Origin of the sequence: Cupriavidus sp. SW-Y-13 (assembly GCF_009793345.1) — a bacterium.
Lineage (GTDB): Bacteria > Pseudomonadota > Gammaproteobacteria > Burkholderiales > Burkholderiaceae > Cupriavidus.
Window position 1 is genome coordinate 1,741,035 of the sequence record NZ_WHLX01000002.1, and the last position, 17,784, is coordinate 1,758,818.

Here is a 17,784-nt window from a genome sequence, read left to right on the forward strand (position 1 = left end):
GAGACCTCCAGAGTGCTACGCTCTTTTGCAATTGCGCTAGCTTGACTATTTTTTTTCCCGCATTTTGGCCAGCTCCTTTTTTAGAATTTTTAGATCCGGGGGGGACTTAGTTACTCCTTTGGAGCCAAGCCATCTATGCACAGCGTTTCTTGGGCCGTTGCTGAGCTGATCCCCCTCGTCTGTTAGTTCGCTTGCCATGATATGTCGCTTGACAATACGGCCACGGTCGTCGGTGACACGACAAAGAAGCAATCCTTCATTTTCCATGAACGTGAATAGTGCCTCCAGTGCCACTGTCAATGCACCAGCGAGATCAGGGGTGCCGGCATATGCATCCGATAATGAATCTATATTCCAAACAGTATAATCATTATCCGTCATTCAATTCTCTCCACTTTTGATAAACCAATGACCGGGATTAATTTTCTAGTTTTCCGATCAGAAATATATTTACCTCCACTTTCGATAATTCTATTCTCCTTCGCCAATTGATCAAATTTATTAGCCGTTGGACTTGTCACCTCAAATGTCAGTGCTTTTCCATTTTCAATAACTGCTGTGTCGATACGTCTGCGTTCTCCTGTGCGTGGGTCTTTCACTGATTTTCCTTGTGCGTCTCGCAAATAGCACTGACACTGGATGGTTGCGTTCGGATGCTTCATTCGCATCGACGCGTTAAAGACGTCTTCCCTTCGTGCTCCCTCGATTGCATTCTTGAGGCGCTCCAGCCCCAGCGGGTCAATCCAACCAGTCGGATTCGGCCCATACAGGAAGACATTCAATCCGCCAGCGAAGCCGATAGGATCCTTCGAGATGAACCGCCCGCTCGCCGGATCGTAATACCGATACCGGTTGTAATGCAGCCCGGTCTCATGATCGAAGTACTGCCCCTGGAATCGCAACGGATTCTGGATCCCCGCCTTGCGGGCGGCGTCCGAGATTACCGCCTGCGCCGCGCCCCACGCCTTGTACTGCACGCTCCATGCGATTCCGCCTGTCTCGTCGGTCAGTTCCTGCGGCGTGCCGAGGTGGTCGCACTGATACCAGGCCATCGCATCAAACGGCTGCGGCGGGATGGTGTACGTCCACAGCGGGTCTTCGTCGATGTCGTAGCCGCCCTCGTAGACCGGTTGCCGGTGCAGCCGGATCGAGCCTTGACGCACCGCCTGGGCCAGCGGCACGAAGCTGCCCGGTTCGTAGAGGTAGTGGGTGGTGCGGGCCGCGCCGGAGATGGGGCGGAAGTGCGTGTCGGCCCCCGATTCGGGTTCCTGGCGGCATTCCCAGGCCAGTTGGTCGCCGTCCCAGCCGTAGAGCGTGAAGGCGCAGCCGTGACGCTGGTTGTGTCGGGCCTGTTCGTTGCGCTGGTAGATCTCGCCGTCGAAGGGGTTGGGGATGTAGCGCGCGGTGGAGGATTTGAACAGCCGTCGGCCGAGCGCGTCGTAGCTGTATTGCACTTCCACGTCGGGGCTGCGCCAGCCGGTCAGACGATTGAAGGCGTCCCACGTGAAGTCCTCGCGCACGCCGTTGTGGGTGCGGGTGGCGAGGTTGCCGCGTGCGTCCCAGTCGTAGTGGGTACCGGCGTATTGCCGCAGCAGGTTGTCGACGAGTTTCGGTGGGCCTTGCAGGCGGGTGTGGAACTCCGGGCGTCCCGTGCTTGGGTCGGCCGCAAAGGTGCGGGTGTCCGGATCGTGCAGCAGGTTGCCCGCCGGGTCGAAGGCGAAGGTTTCCTGGCCGAGCGCGCTGGTGGCTTCGAGCAACCTTCCGATCGGGTCGTAGCGGTATTGCAGCGTGCCGCGGCGCATGTCGCGGATGTCGGACAGTTGGCCAGCGGCATCGTAGTGGTACTGGCGATGCAGCATGCGCTGGCCGGCGTGCGCGCCCGCCACGGGCGAGAGCGTCTGTTCCAGCAATCGTCCGACCGGGTCGTAGACCTGCGACTGGGTGAGCCGATTGCCTTGGGTGCGCAGCACCTCGCGGTGCAGGGCGTCGCGCTCGAACTGGACCAGCTCCCTGTCATCGAGCATCACGCCGTGGACGTGGCCCGAGCCGTAGGTGAGCACTTCGACACGATGGCCGTCTGGGCGGACCGTGGCGATGCGCTCGTTCAATGCGTCGTACTCGTGTCGCCAGACCGCGACCACGGGCTGGTTCAGCGATCGATAGTGCTGGTGCTCACGCACCACATTGCCGGCGTCGTCGTGGAACCATTGCAGGCGGCTGTCGGCGTTCTCGGCCAACAGCAGGCGGCCGTTGCCGTCGTAGGCGAAGGTTTCGGTTTGTTGCGGCTGCTCGGCATCGACTGAGCCCGCCTGCCGGCTGACGAGGCGGCCCATCGCATCGAAGCCGAAGGCCGTCTTGAACTGGCCGGCTTCGACCTGATAGTGCAGCGTGCCGGATTCCGACTGGTAGACATAGCGCGTGGTCTTGCCATCGAAGCCAGTTTCGTCGAGCAAGCGTCCGACGGGGTCGTAGTGGAAGTCGGTGCGCGCGCCGTTCTCGTTGACGAGGGTGGTCAACTGCCCGAGCCGGTCCCATTGATACGCAAGTGTCTGGCTCGCGGCGTCGGTGCGTTCGGCGATCTGGCCCGCTTCGTTGTAGCGCCACGTGGTGCGGCGGTGCAGGGCATCGATGTGGGCGAGCAGGCGTCCTTCGGCGTCGCGTTCGAAGCGTTCGATTCTTTCGTCGGGATGCACGATCCGGGTGAGTTGCCCGGCTTCGTAGTGGTACTGCGTCACCCCACCGGCGGCATCGGTGAACCTCAGTAACTCGCCGCGCGCGCCGTATTGCCACGCACTCGTCTTGCCCGAGCAATCGGTGTAACTGGCGAGTTGGCCCGTTACCGTGTAACTCAGTTGTTTCGTGCCGCCCTTGGCGTCGGTGATCTCCACCGGCAACCCCGCCTTGTTGTAGGCGTAGGTGGTCTTGTTGCCGAGCGGATCGATGGCCTCGGTGACGTTGCCCTTGAGGTCGTAGTCGCGCCGCCACAGGCCGCCTTCGGCGTCGCTCGCCTTGATGAGCTGGCGCTTGTCGTCCCACGCGTAATGCACGGCGCTGCTGTCCGGGCGGATGTGCTCGACCAGATTGCCGCTGGCGTCATAGGCAAACCGGTCGATCGCGCCATCCGTGTGGATGTGCTGGATGACGTTCTTCGCGTCGTCGCGGAAGAACCATTCGGAGAGGCCATCGGGGTGCCGGATGCGATACGTGTAGCCGAGGCGGTCGTAGTAGTGCTGCGTCTGATTGCCGTGGGCATCGGTGACATACGTCAGACGGATGTTCTCGTCCCACGCGAGGGTGGTGTCGAAGCTGCCGTCATCGGCCCATTCGCGCACGGCCTTCGCATCGGGACCGTCCCCCTGCCACTGCAGGTGCATGCCACGACCCGTGCGGTCGGTGTAGCGGGTGACGAGGTGGTGCTGATAGGTGTACTCCCAGTAGGCCGCGTTCTCGTCCTGCGCCATCACGAGGTCGCCCGCTGCGTCGTAGGTATAGCGCGTCAACTGGCGCACGGGCTGGCCGTCGGCGATCTGCCAGAGTTCGGCGATGCGGCCCTGATCATCGGGACGGATACCGAGGTGCGCCAGGATCGTTTCGCCCTGGAAGGCGATCACGTTCGACAGCATCGTGTCTTGATCGACGCGATGGTCGTAATGCAGGGAGATGCCGGCGCCGTTGCGCAGCATGATGCCAATGAGACGGAAGCGCTTGCCGTGGCGCTGATAGGTCTCCGTACTCTCGAAGCCGCGCGCGAGCGTGAGAATGCTGGCCGAGACGCGTACGAGCGTCACGTCTTCGATGGGATCGTGGTGATACTGGTCGATCCCGGGCAGCGGATAGGCATGGCTGCGGCCATCGGCGGCGTGGTAGAGCAGGCTCTCGTTCCCACCGTGTTGCACACCCTGCTTCACCACATCGAAGCGGATCGTGTAGGGCGTGATCCAGCGCGCGCCGGATTCGCTGCCATCGTAAGCGCCGAGGCTCGACCGATACGTCCGTGTCCATTCGATCGGCATCAGGCCCGGCAGGACAAAGTCGGTGTGCGAGATCGTCTCGTCGCCGGTGGCGAAGCTGATGCTGCGCAGGGTGTTGGCCGGAGCGGGACAGTTCTTGCAGCCCGGGCTGCCCTTGGCCGGCACCTGCCTGTTCGTGCTCTCCAGTTGTCCCTGGTGGCCTTGCCGCTTCGCCACGCTGACCTGACGCGCCTTGACGTTGATGCTTTGGCCCACACTGCGCTTCTTGCGCCAGCGCACCACCGCCTGAGCAAGCATCGACAGCAGCCAGCCGATGCTGTGCGCCGTCTGCGGATCGGCCAGCGTCATCATCTGCTGGCGCACCACGGGCGCGAGCGTGCGCAGTTGCGTGCTGCTCGCCACCACCTTCTGCTGGATCGCCGTCGGCATCGCGAGCTGGACCGCGGTGTTCGCCACCGCCTTGCCCGCTGCCTTGTAGACGCTCCACACCGCGCCAAAGATATTGGGGAAGGTAGACTTCGGATCATGCAGTTGCGTGACCGCCTGCTGCAGATGGGCGGTCGTCTTGAGCTTGCCGAGTGCCACCGCTTCGAGCCCATCGCGATCTCGATCAGCAGCTTCTCGCCCAGTTCGCCCGCGTCCTGCAGAATGCCCGGCAACTTGGCCTGCGCCTGCGTGACGAAGTCATCCAGCTCACCGACGATGGTCGCGTTCAGATGCCCCACCAGCACCTCGACCAGCGCATCGCCCAGCACGAACTTGGCCCCTTGCCGCAACTCCTGCCGCACCAGCGCCAACGTCGGACGCAGGCTCATGCGCGCCGCTGCCATCCCCGGCGGCACCGGCACGATGCCGATCAGGTTGATGCCCAGGCTCACCCAGTCCAGGAAGTCTGGAGACTTGCTACGCGTGAGGGTGACCACATCGCCCAGCGCATCGACCAGCGCCATGATGTTGCCCACCACCGGCACGCTGCCCGCGACCATGCGGATGCGATCGAGCGTGACCGCACCACCGCTCACCTCCTGCAGCCACGCATCGAACTCGGCTGCGCCCTTGCCGATGTCTTCTACGGCGATCGTGTTTAACGGGGCGACGGCGGTTTGCGGGCCGCGTGGATCGGCACCGTTGGGTGGATTCGTCATAGTGGATTATTCGTTGTCAGGAATAGGCTCAGACGAACCCGGGCGTGCGGAACGAAGGCATGACGGGACGCGGGATTGGCGCAGGTAGCGCAGGTAAGCTGACCGTCGCAACCTTGCTCAGGAACGATTGCGCAGTCGATTGCCCGTGGCTCGCGAGACCAGTCCCTCCAGCCTTTGCCGTATCAGTAAGCTGCTGTGTGATCTGCAGCATCTGATTTGCTTGAGCGACGCCATCGCCTACCTGGCTGGCTATCGCGCTCGCGCCGCCGATTGCTTTCATCGCCGGGGCCTTCGCTGACCAGGTGGGTGTGCCAACATGACTGCCCTGTGCCCACGTATCCGCAGGATCGATTCCAAACACCACCTTGCCTGGACCCGGCGCGATACCGCTGGCCGCAGCGAAGCCTTTCCCGTCCAACGCGCCGTTGCTGAACTGTCCGAGTGCGTCTTCCACACGGAAGCCACCACCGTCAAAGCCCCGGCGATTCGCGTACCGATTGAACAGTTCGAGATTTCCCTTGCCCGGCCTCGGCGGCTCGGGAAACTGCGCGGCGTGCGTTCTGGCAGTTGTGAGCTTGTAGCTCGCCGCGTGGATGGTGTAGGCGGCGCCAGTACGGTGCGTGATGCCCCCGGCGCTGTAGACCGTGGCGCTGCCGCCGCCGCTGACGACGAGTTCTTCCTTCGCGGACAGCGTGATGCGGTTGGCCGTTGCAGTGATGTTCAGCTTGGCCAGCAGATGGATGCTGTCCTGCAGGGCGCGAAGATCGATGTCTCCGCCGGCCGCAACCAGTCGCCATCCCATGCTCTGGATGAAGACGCGCACGCCACGGCTCACGCTCGCCAGCAGCCGCTGGCCGACGGCAAGACTCGTGTGACCGCCGCTGGTTAGCGCAAGGTGTTCGCCCGAGGCCAGGTGCGTAGAACGCGCTGTGCTGGTCTCGATGCCGGCGGGACTCGCCAACACCAAGTGCGGAGCGGACAGTTCGGGGAAACTTCCCGCCTCTGGGTTGGCACTGCCGCTACCGCGAATATCGTCGTTCTGCGCTTTGATGATCTTCGCCACCTCGGCCTGATCTCCCGGTTCCTGCACCTGAAACTCTTGTGCAAGCCGGGCCAGCGTCTCCTGCTGATCGCACGCCACGGTCAGGCGCCGGACCGTTTCGCCCATGTCCTTGTGATGCTCGCGGGCGTTGGCGCGCGCCTCGGTGGTCAGCAGCATGCCGTTGGCACGTACCACCCCTTGCGCATCGGTGCGCAACTCGAACCCCTCGCCGCGTTTGTCCTTGCGCCCGGCGCCGCGCAACACGCGCGTCAGAAAGCCCAGGCCTAGCCACGATGTCTGATGATCGCTCTGCAACTGGGTCTGGATCTGTCCTTCACTCGCATCCTGAACAAAACTGTTGCTGCGTTCGCCATGCAGTTCCTTGCTGACGAAACCCGACAGGGCATGATGCTCGGGGAGCGGCCATTGGGGCATGTTCAACTTGTTCGGCATGCCTGCCGACACGATCGGACAGTCAGGATCACCGTTCAGGTGCTCGACAACCACCTCCTGGCCGATACGGGGCACGTGTACCGCGCCAAAGCGTTCGCCCTGCCACGGTGTCGCGACGCGCACCCAGCACGAACTGTTGTCATCGCGCTGTCCGAGCCGATCCCAATGGAACTGAATACGGATGCGCCCATATTCGTCCGTCCAGGTCTCCTCGCCCTCCGGGCCGACCACTGTAGCGGTCTGCGGCCCTTGTGTACGCGGCTTGGATTGTGTGCGATCCGGACGATAGAGTTCATTGGAGGGCTGCGCGATGAAGGACACTTCGCAGCGCCAGGTTTGCGGGGCGTCCGTGGATTCGCCCACGTCCTCAATCAGCAATTGCGTACCCAGGATCAGGTACTCGCGATTGGCACGGTCCTGGATGAAATTCGTGAGGGAAAACGTGCAGCCTGGCACCATCGCGCGGACGTTGCCACGACCCTTGGCGCGGCTGCCGTGCTGGCGCAACGCCTCCATGCGGACGCGGGCGATCTGCTCGCCATCCTTCCATGGATCGTTGCCGCTAGTCGGTTGCGCGTGGTCGCCCGGGAACTCGTAGACCTCCTGACCCGCATGCCCGGTATCGAGCGGATCGGCCGACCGCACCACAAGATCCGCCCGCGGTCTGACGAAATCCGAGTCGGACGTGGTCCACTGGCCGGACACTAGCCGGTCGTGCAATTCGAATTCGTGCAGATGTTCCTCGTCGATGCGGTCCGACGAGCATTGCCAGCGCATCTCGTGATAGGCCGCGCTCACGAAGGGCTTGAATGCGCCGTTTCCGTCTGTCAGCACCAGTCGGTGTCTGCCATCGCCATGCTCGATATGCCAAGCAATGCCCCACTCTTGCGTGAGGCGCTGGAAGAAATCGAAATCACTCTCCCCGTACTGCACCTGGTAATCGCGCTTGGGATATCGCGTCACGTCGAGGCGACGCTCGACTGGAAAAGCATAGTCAGACAGCAGCGTATCGATGATCTCGACCACACTCTGCTGCTGGAAGATGCGAAAGTCTTTCGTCAGTGTCGCCAGCCAAAGCCATGGGCGCAGCGTCAACCGATAGACAATCTGGCGCCCCTCCGGCAACGGCCCTCGCACATCGGTCACGATGCCGGTAATCTCGCGCGTACCCGTGCCAGTGCCTGCCGCGAGTCCGGTGCCGCTGCCATCCAACTGGATGATGACGGTTAGCTCCCTTCCGCGGAGTGCGTGGGTGTCGAGATCTGCGGCGGGGCCGAACAGCGCATTGCGATCATCCGGCGTACGGAGCTCAAGTTCGTAGGCGAAGAGTTCGCAAAGGCTTTCGGTCCCGGTGAGCTTGGAGAAGACCAACGCAGGCTGGCCCATGACATTTGGCAGGCCATCGCCATTGACGGTGACCGTACGGGCGGAAGGTGGCGGCAAACGATTGCCCATGCGAATACGCTCCTTGAAGAGTTGACAGTCGTCAATTCAACAAGGAGTGCGGTCGCAGCCAGACACTCTGGAGCAGTGCGCGAAGCCTTTCAGAACACAAGAATTAACGCCGACGCGCTGAACTTATCAGCGCCGCACCATGCGTCGACATCGCGAAATTCCTAAATACTCTGAAATTCCTGCTTAGTTTCGAGTTACTGGATTTTGCGCAAATTGCAAGACGTAGGTACCGTTCCGCTACGCATTAGCTGCGCACAGAACACGGGAAGATCACGCAAACAAAACGGTGCAGTTCATAACCCTGCGCCGTTTTGCCTCAACCTGCCGCCGATCAGAACGTTTCCCAGTCACCCGCATCGGCCATGGCCGGCTTGGGCGCTGCGGCCGGACGGCGCGCGGTGGCCAGGATCGGTTCCTTGCGTTGATGCACGACCGGCGCGCGGGACGCAGCGGGCTTGGCGGGCTGGCGGGCCAGCACCGGCGCGGCGTCGGCCTTGCGCTGGACCGGCGGGCGGACCGCAGCCGGCACGGCCGCCGCGCGTTGAGGTGCGGCAGGCTTCTGGGCCGGACGCAGTTTCGTTGCCGCGGGCGCAGCCGGTGCGGTCCGTGCGACGGGGGCCGGTTTTGCTACCGTTTTGCGCGGGGCGGGCAGCGCCCGTGCGGTCTTGGCCGGCGGCAGCGATTTCACCGGTGCGACATATTGCTCTACGTGGTGTGCGGCATGACGCGCGCCCTGCCCCGGCTGGCCCAGTTCGAAGCGCGCGGCTTCGCTGACCAGACCACCGGCCTGCTGCAGCAGGCTTTCGGCGGCGGCGCTGGCTTCCTCCACCAGCGCGGCGTTCTGCTGCGTCACGCTTTCCATCTGCGTGATAGCCAAACTGACCTGTTCGATGCCGGCGGTCTGCTCTTCGCTGGCCGCCGAGATTTCGCCCATGATGTCCGTCACGCGACGCACCGCGCCCACGATGTCGTCCATCGTCTTGCCCGCCACTTCCACCTGCTTCGCGCCGTCCTGCACCTGACGCACGGAACCGTTGATCAGTTCGCCGATTTCCTTGGCTGCCGACGACGAGCGCTGCGCCAGGCTGCGCACTTCGGCTGCCACCACGCTGAACCCCCGGCCCTGCTCACCGGCGCGCGCAGCTTCCACCGCCGCGTTCAGCGCCAGGATGTTGGTCTGGAAGGCGATGCCTTCGATCACGCCGATGATTTCCGCCACGCGCGCTGACGACTTCGAAATGCCTTCCATCGTATCCACCACGCCGCGCACCACGCGGCCGCCTTCCGTGGCCACGTCCGACGCGTTGACCGCCAGCTGGTTGGCCTGCCGTGCGTTCTCGGCGTTCTGGCGCACCGTCGAGGTCAGTTGCTCCATCGAGGCGGCGGTCTGTTCGAGCGATGCGGCCTGCTCTTCCGTGCGTTGCGACAGATCGGTGTTGCCGGTGGCAATCTCGCGCGCCGCCGTGTCGATCGAGCCGGCGGCCTGCTGGATACCGCGCACGAGCGCGCCCAATTGTCCGAAGGCGCGTTCCAGGGCGCCCAGCATGCGGCCCATCTCGTCGTGAGTGCGGATTTCGATGATGTGGCCGAGCTGGCCTTGCTCCAGTGCTTCGGCAGCGTCCAGCGCCTGTGCGGCGGGGCGCGTTACCGAGCGTGCCAGCGCCACGCCGAGCAGCGTAGCGATGATGGCCGCAGCCACGGACAGGCCGACCAGCAGGTTGCGCGTGAATTCGTACTGGTTCGTGGCGTCCTCCACGGCGTCAGCCGCCAGCTTGCGGCCCAGGTCGGCGAAGGCGTCGAGTTTTTCGAAATAGGCGCCTTGGGCCAGGGGCAGCGTCAACACCAGCGCCGTACGCGCAGCCGGGAAATCCCCCGCGCGCAGTTGGGCCAGCAATTGGTCGAGCTGTTCGTTATAGGCGCCGCGTGCCTGCGTCAAGGCATCGAATGCAGCGGTCGATTGCGCGCTGCCGGAGGCGCGCATGGCTTTGCCCAGGCTATCGAGCGTGGCGCCGATCTGCTCGCGCAGCTTGACGATCTTCTCGGCATTCTGCGCAGCCATGGCGCTGTCTTCGGTCAGCGATGCGTCACGCAGCATCACGCCGATCATCAGCGCGCGCTCCTTGGCCAGCTTCAGATCCAGCACGCGCACCAGGCGCTGCTCCACAGCGGTGTGCAGCACGTCGTTCATGGCGCCGAGCGACCTGACACCTACCGCAGCCACGGCGGCCAGCAGCAGCACAACCACGCAGAACGCCAGCGACATCCGCGCGCCAATCCCCATTTTTCGCAAGCCCATCACTTCGTACCCTTTGTCCGGTTTTTTGTTCGGTCGAGCGGTATCCACCCGTGTCCGGGTGTCGCACAGCCGGGTATCGGCGGGCGTTTTGACGGTCTTGAGCGAAAAAACGAATTGAGGGGAAAAGTCGCTGCTCTTCCCCTGATTGGGGACGCAGCCGGTGGCGTCTAATCTGTCCCGTGCATCCCGATCCGCCGAAACCGGCGGGCGCCGGCAGGAATCGCGGCCAAGGACGCGGGCTCAAAAAAAAAAGAAGCCCACGCGCGGGGTGCTCGTAGGCTTTCAGGACTGCTTTGCAAAAAGGAGCCGGCTGTACCCGGCCCGAACCCGGAATATAAACCCGCTTACATGAGGTGTAAATCCTGTTTCTATCAGGGTTTACCCCTGTGGCGGGTGTAACGAGCGATGCAAATCTTTGCCAAAAGTGACGGCGAAGGTTACTTTTGGCCTTGTCGGCAGATAACGGACGATTGCCGGAAACCTTTAGCTGGCGCGGGTTTCACGGACTGCGCATGGTGTGCCTAGCCCATGACAAACAAAAGTGCTACATCAACCACAAATCGTTGGCAACGCTTAAAGTAGAACTATTCCTCTATGCGGGCTAGCATCATCGATTCGTCAATGGTTGTAAAACTTTGTTACTCTCCGGCCTGAAGTATTCCCCTTCTCTCCTGGCTGCGGCGGCATGGCACGCGGGCTGGGCAGCGTTCTCCACTATCCTGAAGAGACTGTCCTCCCCGCCGATGCGGATCCGCCTCCGCCCCGGTTCCGAGAGCGAATGTTTCAATTCTCGCCGCGATCGGGCTGTCATATCCGTCACTTTTAGTGCGACATCCACCAGAACAACCGATCACCGGACCGTTGTCAGCCGACAGATCCCTCGCGGGCTCTTCCGGAGAAGTTGTGAAGAAGGAAATCAAGGCTCCCCGTCCCAGCCGCAAGCTGCAGCAACTGCAGTTTGCCGCGCACAGTGCCAGCCGCCTCGCAGTCATCGTCCACCTGTCGAATGGCACGCGGCTGAATGGCGTCGTGCTGGCCTCGGACAACTACATGATCCTGCTGGGACGCGACGAGCGCGATGCCTCGCCCACGCTCATCTACAAGCGCGCCATCACGGTGGTCACGCCGTCGCACGCGCCCGAACTGGCCACGGACGTGCTGGATGCCGAAGCCTCGCCGGATTTCGTGCGCCTGTACATCCCACGCACCCGCAAGCGCCGCTGATCCGGCCAACCCTGCTGACGCAGCGGGGTGCGGGCCAGGCGCCCGCCGCTGCACCTATATATATAGGCACGCCGTCCGCACGGACGCGCCTCCACAAGACGCCAGCCATAGCACAACCGGCTGCGCCCGCAACTCCCTCACAAGTCACTCTAAAGTCTTCCCCCCCTCGGTCGATAACCTTTGCAACGGAGGCACTCTACGCCCTGCAACGCAGGCAGCCAACGTTACGGCAACTGCCGGAATGCCTACAACATTGCAAATAGGAGTCGTACCATGGCGCAAGTCATCAATACCAACATTCTGTCGCTGCAAACGCAGAGCAACCTGAACACGTCGCAATCGTCGCTGAACAGCGCGATTCAACGCCTGTCGTCGGGTCTGCGCATCAACAGCGCCAAGGACGATGCAGCTGGCCAAGCCATTGCCAACCGTTTCACGGCAAACATCAAGGGCCTGACGCAAGCATCGCGTAACGCCAACGACGGCATCTCGATCGCTCAAACGACCGAAGGCGCGCTGAGCGAAGTCAACAACAACCTGCAACGTATCCGTGAACTGGGCGTGCAAGCTGCCACGGGCACGAACTCGGGTTCGGACCTGAAGTCGATCCAGGACGAAATCAAGCAACGTCTGTCGGAAATCGACCGCGTGTCGGCACAAACCCAGTTCAACGGCGTGAAGGTCCTGGCCAAGGACCAAAACATGTCGATCCAGGTTGGCGCCAACGACAGCGAAACCATCAGCATCGCGCTGAAGGAAATCACCTCGAAGACCCTGGGCGTTGCTGGCTTCAGCGTTGCCGGCCCGCAAGGCGCAACGGCTTCGATCGGTTCGGCAGCTGCTCAAACGGCTCTGGGTTCCTCCACCCCGGTGACGGCTGCTTCGGCAACCGGCGTGGTCGCCGCTGACATCCAGCGCGCTCTGGGCCTGAACACTTCGGCAGCTATCAACTCGCAAAGCGTTGTTGCTGATTCGAAGGGCAACTGGTTCGTGCAAGTGTCGATGACCGGCCTGACCGCCGCCGACAACGACGCCCTGGCTTCGAAGGGTTTCGCCGGCAACGGTACCGCCACGTCCACGACGATGTTCATCGCCGTCAAGCCGACCGACGGTTCGGTGTCGGGTTCGACGGTTGGCTTCACGCTGAAGGGCTCGACGCTGCAAGCTTCGGACTTCCAGCAAGCTGCTACGACCGACCCGCTGAAGACGCTGGACACGGCCCTGGCATCGGTTGACAACCTGCGTTCGAGCCTCGGTGCTGTGCAAAACCGCTTCGAGTCGACGATCAACAACCTGAGCACGACGATCAACAACCTGTCGGCTTCGCGTTCGCGCATCGAAGACGCTGACTACGCAACGGAAGTGTCGAACATGACCCGCGCGCAGATCCTGCAACAAGCTGGTACCTCGGTGCTGGCCCAGGCAAACTCGACCACGCAAAACGTGATGTCGCTGCTGCGTTAATCGTAGCGCCGCAAGAAGGCCGGGCCGCAAGGCCCGGCTTTTTTGCTGGAGTGTTTCGCAGGCGGACCGCCGCCTGCAAAGCATTTCAACCGCATCACCGATCCTGCATCACCGCACGGAGCTGAACATGGCGTACTCCTCAACCGTTTCCCTGACGGCGGCACGCGTCACCGCCGACCTCGCGCTCCCCGGCGCCGCCCAGGCCATGCCTGCCGCGGCGTCTTCGGTCGTCCCCGCGCCCTATGCGGCTGCGGCCTCCGCGGACACGGGTGTGGAATTGCCCGCCGGCACGTCCCCTGACATGGCGGCGGCGGTAGGCGAGTTGATGGACGTGCTCAAGACCACGTCGATCGGCGTGCGGTTCGAGATCGACCAGGACACCAACCGCGTGATCACCAAGGTGGTGGACAAGGAAACCGGCGAGCTGATCCGCCAGTTGCCGAGCGAGGAGGTGCTGCGCTTCGCGCATGTCATCGACAAGCTCCAGGGGCTGTTCGTCAGCCAGAAAGCCTGACGAACCCCGCTTGCAAGTCTCAAGCCCAAATCAGTTGAAGTCATAACAACAGGTAAAAGAACATGGCAATCTCCTCCATCGGCGTCGGCTCCAACCTCGAACTTGGCGATCTGCTCGACAAGATCGAGGCCAACGAAAAAACCCAGCTCACCGCCATCGACAACCAGGCCAAGAGCTTCCAGGCCAAGCTGTCGGGTTACGGCACGATCAAGAGCGTGCTCGATGCGTACTCGGCCGCTGCCAAGACGCTGGCCACCGCTTCCACCTTTGCTGCGGTCAAGCCCTATGTGACCAGCGAAAGCGTGCTGACCGCCGCCGCCAACTCCACCGCCGTGGCCGGCACCTACACCGTCAACGTCACCTCGGTGGCTGCCTCGCAGAGCCTGGTGTCGAAGGGTGTTGCGGACCAGAAGGCCGCCATCGGCGGCGGCACCATCACGATCGATCTTGGTGCCGACATGGCCACGGGCGGCGCAGCGTCGTCCACCAAGACCGTGACGCTGGGTTCGGACACGTCGCTGGAAGGCATCCGCGACGCGATCAACAAGGCCGATGCGGGCGTCACCGCCAGCATCGTCAACGATGGCAGCGGCACGCCTTACCACATCGTGCTGACGTCCGAGAAGACCGGTACGAAGTCGCAGATGAAGATCACCGCGAGCGATGCCGCCGTGGGCGACATCGTCAACTTCGATCCGACGCAGGCCACGCAGCCCAACGGCGTGAAGGAAGCGGTCAAGGCCGCCGACGCCAAGCTGAACCTCAACGGCCTGGACATCGTCAGCCAGAGCAACACCGTGGAGGAAGCCGCACAGGGCCTGACGCTGACCATCAAGTCCACGGGCACCACGAACATGTCCGTGACCCGCGACGACACCGCGATCACCGCCGCCGTGAACGGCTTCGTCACCGCCTACAACAACGTGCTGTCGGCCGCCAAGACGCTGACCGCCTTCGACACCGAAGCGGGCACCAAGGCGGCGCTGAACGGCGACAACACGCTGCGCAACATCCTGGCCAGCATGCGTTCGATGCTGAACACGTCGGTCCCGAACGGCGCCGGCGGCTCCAACACGCTGTCGGACCTCGGCATCGAGTTCAATGTCGGCACCGACAACGCCGGCAAGCTGGAAGTCGACGATGACAAGCTGAAGAAGGTCCTGGCCAACAACTTCAAGGACCTGACCTCGTTCTTCACGGGCAGCGAAGGCGTCACCGGCATGGGCAAGACCATCACCAACTACGTGGACGGCCTGAACGCCACGGGCGGTGCGCTGGATGCAGTCACCACCGGTCTCACGGACACCCTGAAGGGCCTGGAAGACAAGTACACCGACACCTCGGACCGCATCGACGTGGTGATGGAGCGCTACCGCAAGCAGTTCACGGCGCTGGACGTGCTGGTGTCGCAGATGAACCAGACCAAGACGTACCTGACGCAGCAGTTCGCGGCAATGAACAACACCAGCAACAAGTAAAACGCAGTACGTCACGGAGAAGTTGCCATGTTCGCGCGCCAAGGAATCAACGCCTATGCCCAGGTCGGCGTACAGACCGGGGTCATGAGTGCCAGCCCGCACAAGTTGATCGTCATGCTGTACGACGGCGCGCGCTCGGCGATTGCCAAGGCCAAGTTCCATCTGGAGAACAACGAGCTGGAAGCGCGTGGCAACGCCATCTCGAAGGCCATCAACATCATCGACAACGGGCTGCGTGCGGTGCTGGACCACGAGGCGGGCGGAGAAATTTCCGCCAACCTCGACTCGCTTTATGACTACATGACGCGTCGCCTGATGCTGGCCAACCTGCACAGCGACGTGGAAAAGCTGAACGAAGTGGACACGCTGCTGGAGAACCTCTCCACGGCGTGGGCCGCGATCGATCCGGCAGCTCCCGCCGACGCAGAGCAGGCGTCGCCGGCGGGGGACGCACAACCCGCCCTGCAGGACTCATGATGATGTTTTCCATGTCCCCCATCGTCAGAAGCTACGAAGAGCTTCTGGTGCTGTCCGAGCAGATGTTCGAGGCAGCCCGCGCATCGAACTGGGATGCACTCACCGATCTGCAGACCGTCTATATGGCCGAGGTGGAACGCCTTCGCCAGCTGGACCACAATGCACCGTTCACGGACGCGGAGCGCCTGCGCCGCTTCCAGTTGCTGGAACGCATCCTGGCGTACGATGCCCGGATCCGCGACCTGACCCACCCGCGCCTGGCCGAACTGGGCGCGCTGATGAGCAACTCGCGCCGCAAGCTCGAACTGTCCGCAGCGTACGGCGCCTGAGCATCAAGCTGCCGCACCCCCTGCCCTCCTGCCTCGTGCGGGAGGGATCATCGGAACGGCTAGCCCCGCAGCGGATCGCCTCGTAACATCACGCGCCCGCCGACCATCGCCGCCCTCGCTACCCCGCGCCCATGACCGGCATCCAGATCCCAACCTCGCTGATCCCGCATTCGTCTCCGGACCCGCAACTGTCCAGGCCCGCACTCGCCGTGGACAAGCTCGCCGCGCTGATGCCGGTACAGGACGTGTCGCAGGGCGACGTGCAGTCGTCCACCGGCGAGACCGTCCAGGCTCGCCAGCCCGGCACGCTGCTGGCGGGCATGGTCGATCCGCGCCTGCAGGGACGCAACCTTTCCACGCGGGAGACGCTGAGCTTTGCCGCCCGTGCCATCTTGGAGCTGTTCGACGATGCCGAGCCGCAGCCGCTGCGCGCCGGTGCGCCGCTGATGGCCGGGCCGCCCGCGGACGCCGAAGGCACGGCCACGCTCTCGACCGCGCTCGCAAAGCTGGTGGACCAGAGCGGGATGTTCTACGAATCGCACCTCGCGCAGTGGGTGGGCGGCCAACGTCCGCTTTCCTCGCTGCTGCAGGAACCACAGGCCGCGCTGCGCAATCCGGCGCAGCCGTCCGCCCAGCCGCAGGGCCAACCAGTGCCGCAGCAAGGTTCGACGGCAGGTGCGCCGGCTGCGCTGCTGCCCTATGCCGGCCCGGCTGCACCGCCCACGACGGCCCCGCCCAGCGCCACGTTGCTGGCAGAACTGACGCGGCCGGCCATTTATCCGCTTTCCACGGGCGTTCCCGCTGACGTGGCCGCGAAGACGGCCGCCCAGCCGCAGCAACCGGGCAATGCCCAGCACCACGCCGCCAGCAATGCGGCAGCGCAACCGGGCGTGCCATTGACCCCGGCCGCCGAGCAGCGCCGTGCCCTGCACGCCAGCGCCGCCGCGCACGCCTACCAGGTCACGGCCGAGGTCTCGCACGAAGGCCACCACATGGCGCAGGCCCAGCGCGCGGCGATCATCGCCACCTGGAACGCGCCTGAAAACGTATTGCCCCAGCCGGCGCAGGACACCGGCCCGGCTATCCATCCGTCGAGCGAAACCGCCGTGCGCCAGCAGCTGGAACTGCTGGCCACGCAGCAGTTCCGTGCCACGGTCGATGCCTGGCCCGGCATGCCGATGGACTGGGAGATCACCCGCGAGCAGCCGCGCGAGCAAGCCGGTGGCGACGCCGAAGCGATGAGCTGGAGCACACGCCTGCGCCTGAACCTGCCGCAACTGGGCAGTGTCGATGCCGTGCTGACGCTCGGCGCGCACGGCATCGAAGCCCGCCTCGTGGCCGCCAGCAGCCACACCGCTGCAAAGCTGAACGCAGGTCGCGGCGATTTCCGCAGCCAGCTCGAAGCCCGTGGGATCGCGCTGCTGAACATGAACGTATCGATCGAGGATGCGCCGTCGCCTGACGCAATCCCCGCTATCCCTGCCAACCCCCTGCCAGCATGACTCCGAACCAGCCCGATCGCGGCGCGGCCGTCGCGCTCTCCTATCAGTCCGACGACAAGGCCCCCCGCGTGGTGGCCAAAGGCTACGGCATGTCTGCCGAGGCCATCATCGCGCGCGCCCGCGAAGCCGGGGTCTATGTTCACGGCTCGCCCGCGCTGGTGAACCTGCTGATGCAGGTGAACCTGGACAGCCAGATCCCGCCCCAGCTTTACGTGGCCGTGGCCGAACTGCTGGCCTGGCTCCACCAGATGGAAGCACCCGCTGACGCCACCCCCGGCGTCCCCGCACGGGTCTGATCCGGGCGCCGCAGGCATCACCTGCGGCCCGCCCCGCCTGAATTAGCGCCAATTTCGGCTTGTGTTCGGGCCGCTGGCCTGGAATGTCTCTTGTTACTGTGCAAGGCATCGATCCGCCCGTCCGCGCCGGGCGGACAG

The 17,784-nt window shown here is 63.6% G+C and carries 12 protein-coding genes; 8 read left to right on the plus strand and 4 right to left on the minus strand.

All coding sequences use genetic code 11. The annotated features are described in order from the left end of the window. Positions 1-45 precede the first annotated feature (45 nt). From GA566_RS23335 to GA566_RS23350, 4 genes are all read right to left on the minus strand, one after another. Positions 46-381 carry a hypothetical protein gene (locus tag GA566_RS23335; RefSeq protein ID WP_137926305.1) on the minus strand — a complete coding sequence of 112 codons (336 nt, stop codon included), beginning with the start codon at positions 379-381 and terminating at the stop codon, positions 46-48. Then, a complete protein-coding gene (locus GA566_RS23340) occupies positions 378-4,556 on the minus strand; it encodes an RHS repeat-associated core domain-containing protein (protein WP_160474152.1) in 4,179 nt (1,392 codons plus the stop codon). Before GA566_RS23340 ends, GA566_RS23335 begins: the two co-directional genes overlap by 4 nt. Positions 4,557-5,144: 588 nt before the next feature. After that, on the minus strand, positions 5,145-8,066 hold the full coding sequence (locus tag GA566_RS23345) for a type VI secretion system Vgr family protein (protein WP_160474153.1): 2,922 nt from the start codon (positions 8,064-8,066) through the stop codon (positions 5,145-5,147). A gap of 331 nt (positions 8,067-8,397) precedes the next feature. Then, the gene (locus GA566_RS23350) at positions 8,398-10,362 is read right to left on the minus strand and encodes a methyl-accepting chemotaxis protein (protein ID WP_137927655.1); all 1,965 of its coding nucleotides are present in this window, start codon (positions 10,360-10,362) and stop codon (positions 8,398-8,400) included. Positions 10,363-11,265: 903 nt separating this feature from the next. On the opposite strand from GA566_RS23350, the gene GA566_RS23355 reads away from it, so the two are divergent. The 8 genes from GA566_RS23355 (at position 11,266) to GA566_RS23390 (ending at position 17,646) form a co-directional block, all read left to right on the plus strand. Beyond that, entirely contained in the window at positions 11,266-11,586 is a 321-nt protein-coding gene (locus tag GA566_RS23355; RefSeq protein ID WP_137927654.1) for an RNA chaperone Hfq, read from the plus strand. Between the two features lie 273 nt (positions 11,587-11,859). Then, a complete protein-coding gene (locus tag GA566_RS23360) occupies positions 11,860-13,050 on the plus strand; it encodes a FliC/FljB family flagellin (protein ID WP_137927653.1) in 1,191 nt (396 codons plus the stop codon). 127 nt (positions 13,051-13,177) lie between these two features. Further along, positions 13,178-13,564: a flagellar protein FlaG gene (locus GA566_RS23365; RefSeq protein WP_137927652.1), complete on the plus strand. Its 387-nt coding sequence runs from the start codon at positions 13,178-13,180 to the stop codon at positions 13,562-13,564. Positions 13,565-13,626: 62 nt separating this feature from the next. Beyond that, the gene (gene fliD / locus GA566_RS23370) at positions 13,627-15,042 is read left to right on the plus strand and encodes a flagellar filament capping protein FliD (protein WP_137927651.1); all 1,416 of its coding nucleotides are present in this window, start codon (positions 13,627-13,629) and stop codon (positions 15,040-15,042) included. A gap of 27 nt (positions 15,043-15,069) precedes the next feature. Then, positions 15,070-15,519, plus strand: coding sequence for a flagellar export chaperone FliS (fliS, locus tag GA566_RS23375; RefSeq protein ID WP_137927650.1), 450 nt, complete (start codon positions 15,070-15,072; stop codon positions 15,517-15,519). 2 nt (positions 15,520-15,521) lie between these two features. Next, the gene (locus GA566_RS23380) at positions 15,522-15,848 is read left to right on the plus strand and encodes a flagellar protein FliT (RefSeq protein ID WP_160474723.1); all 327 of its coding nucleotides are present in this window, start codon (positions 15,522-15,524) and stop codon (positions 15,846-15,848) included. A gap of 131 nt (positions 15,849-15,979) precedes the next feature. Next, positions 15,980-17,350, plus strand: a complete 1,371-nt coding sequence (locus tag GA566_RS23385; protein WP_160474154.1) for a flagellar hook-length control protein FliK — start codon at positions 15,980-15,982, stop codon at positions 17,348-17,350. Continuing rightward, positions 17,347-17,646, plus strand: coding sequence for an EscU/YscU/HrcU family type III secretion system export apparatus switch protein (locus GA566_RS23390; protein ID WP_160474155.1), 300 nt, complete (start codon positions 17,347-17,349; stop codon positions 17,644-17,646). The genes GA566_RS23385 and GA566_RS23390 overlap by 4 nt, the downstream gene beginning before the upstream one ends. Positions 17,647-17,784 lie beyond the last annotated feature (138 nt).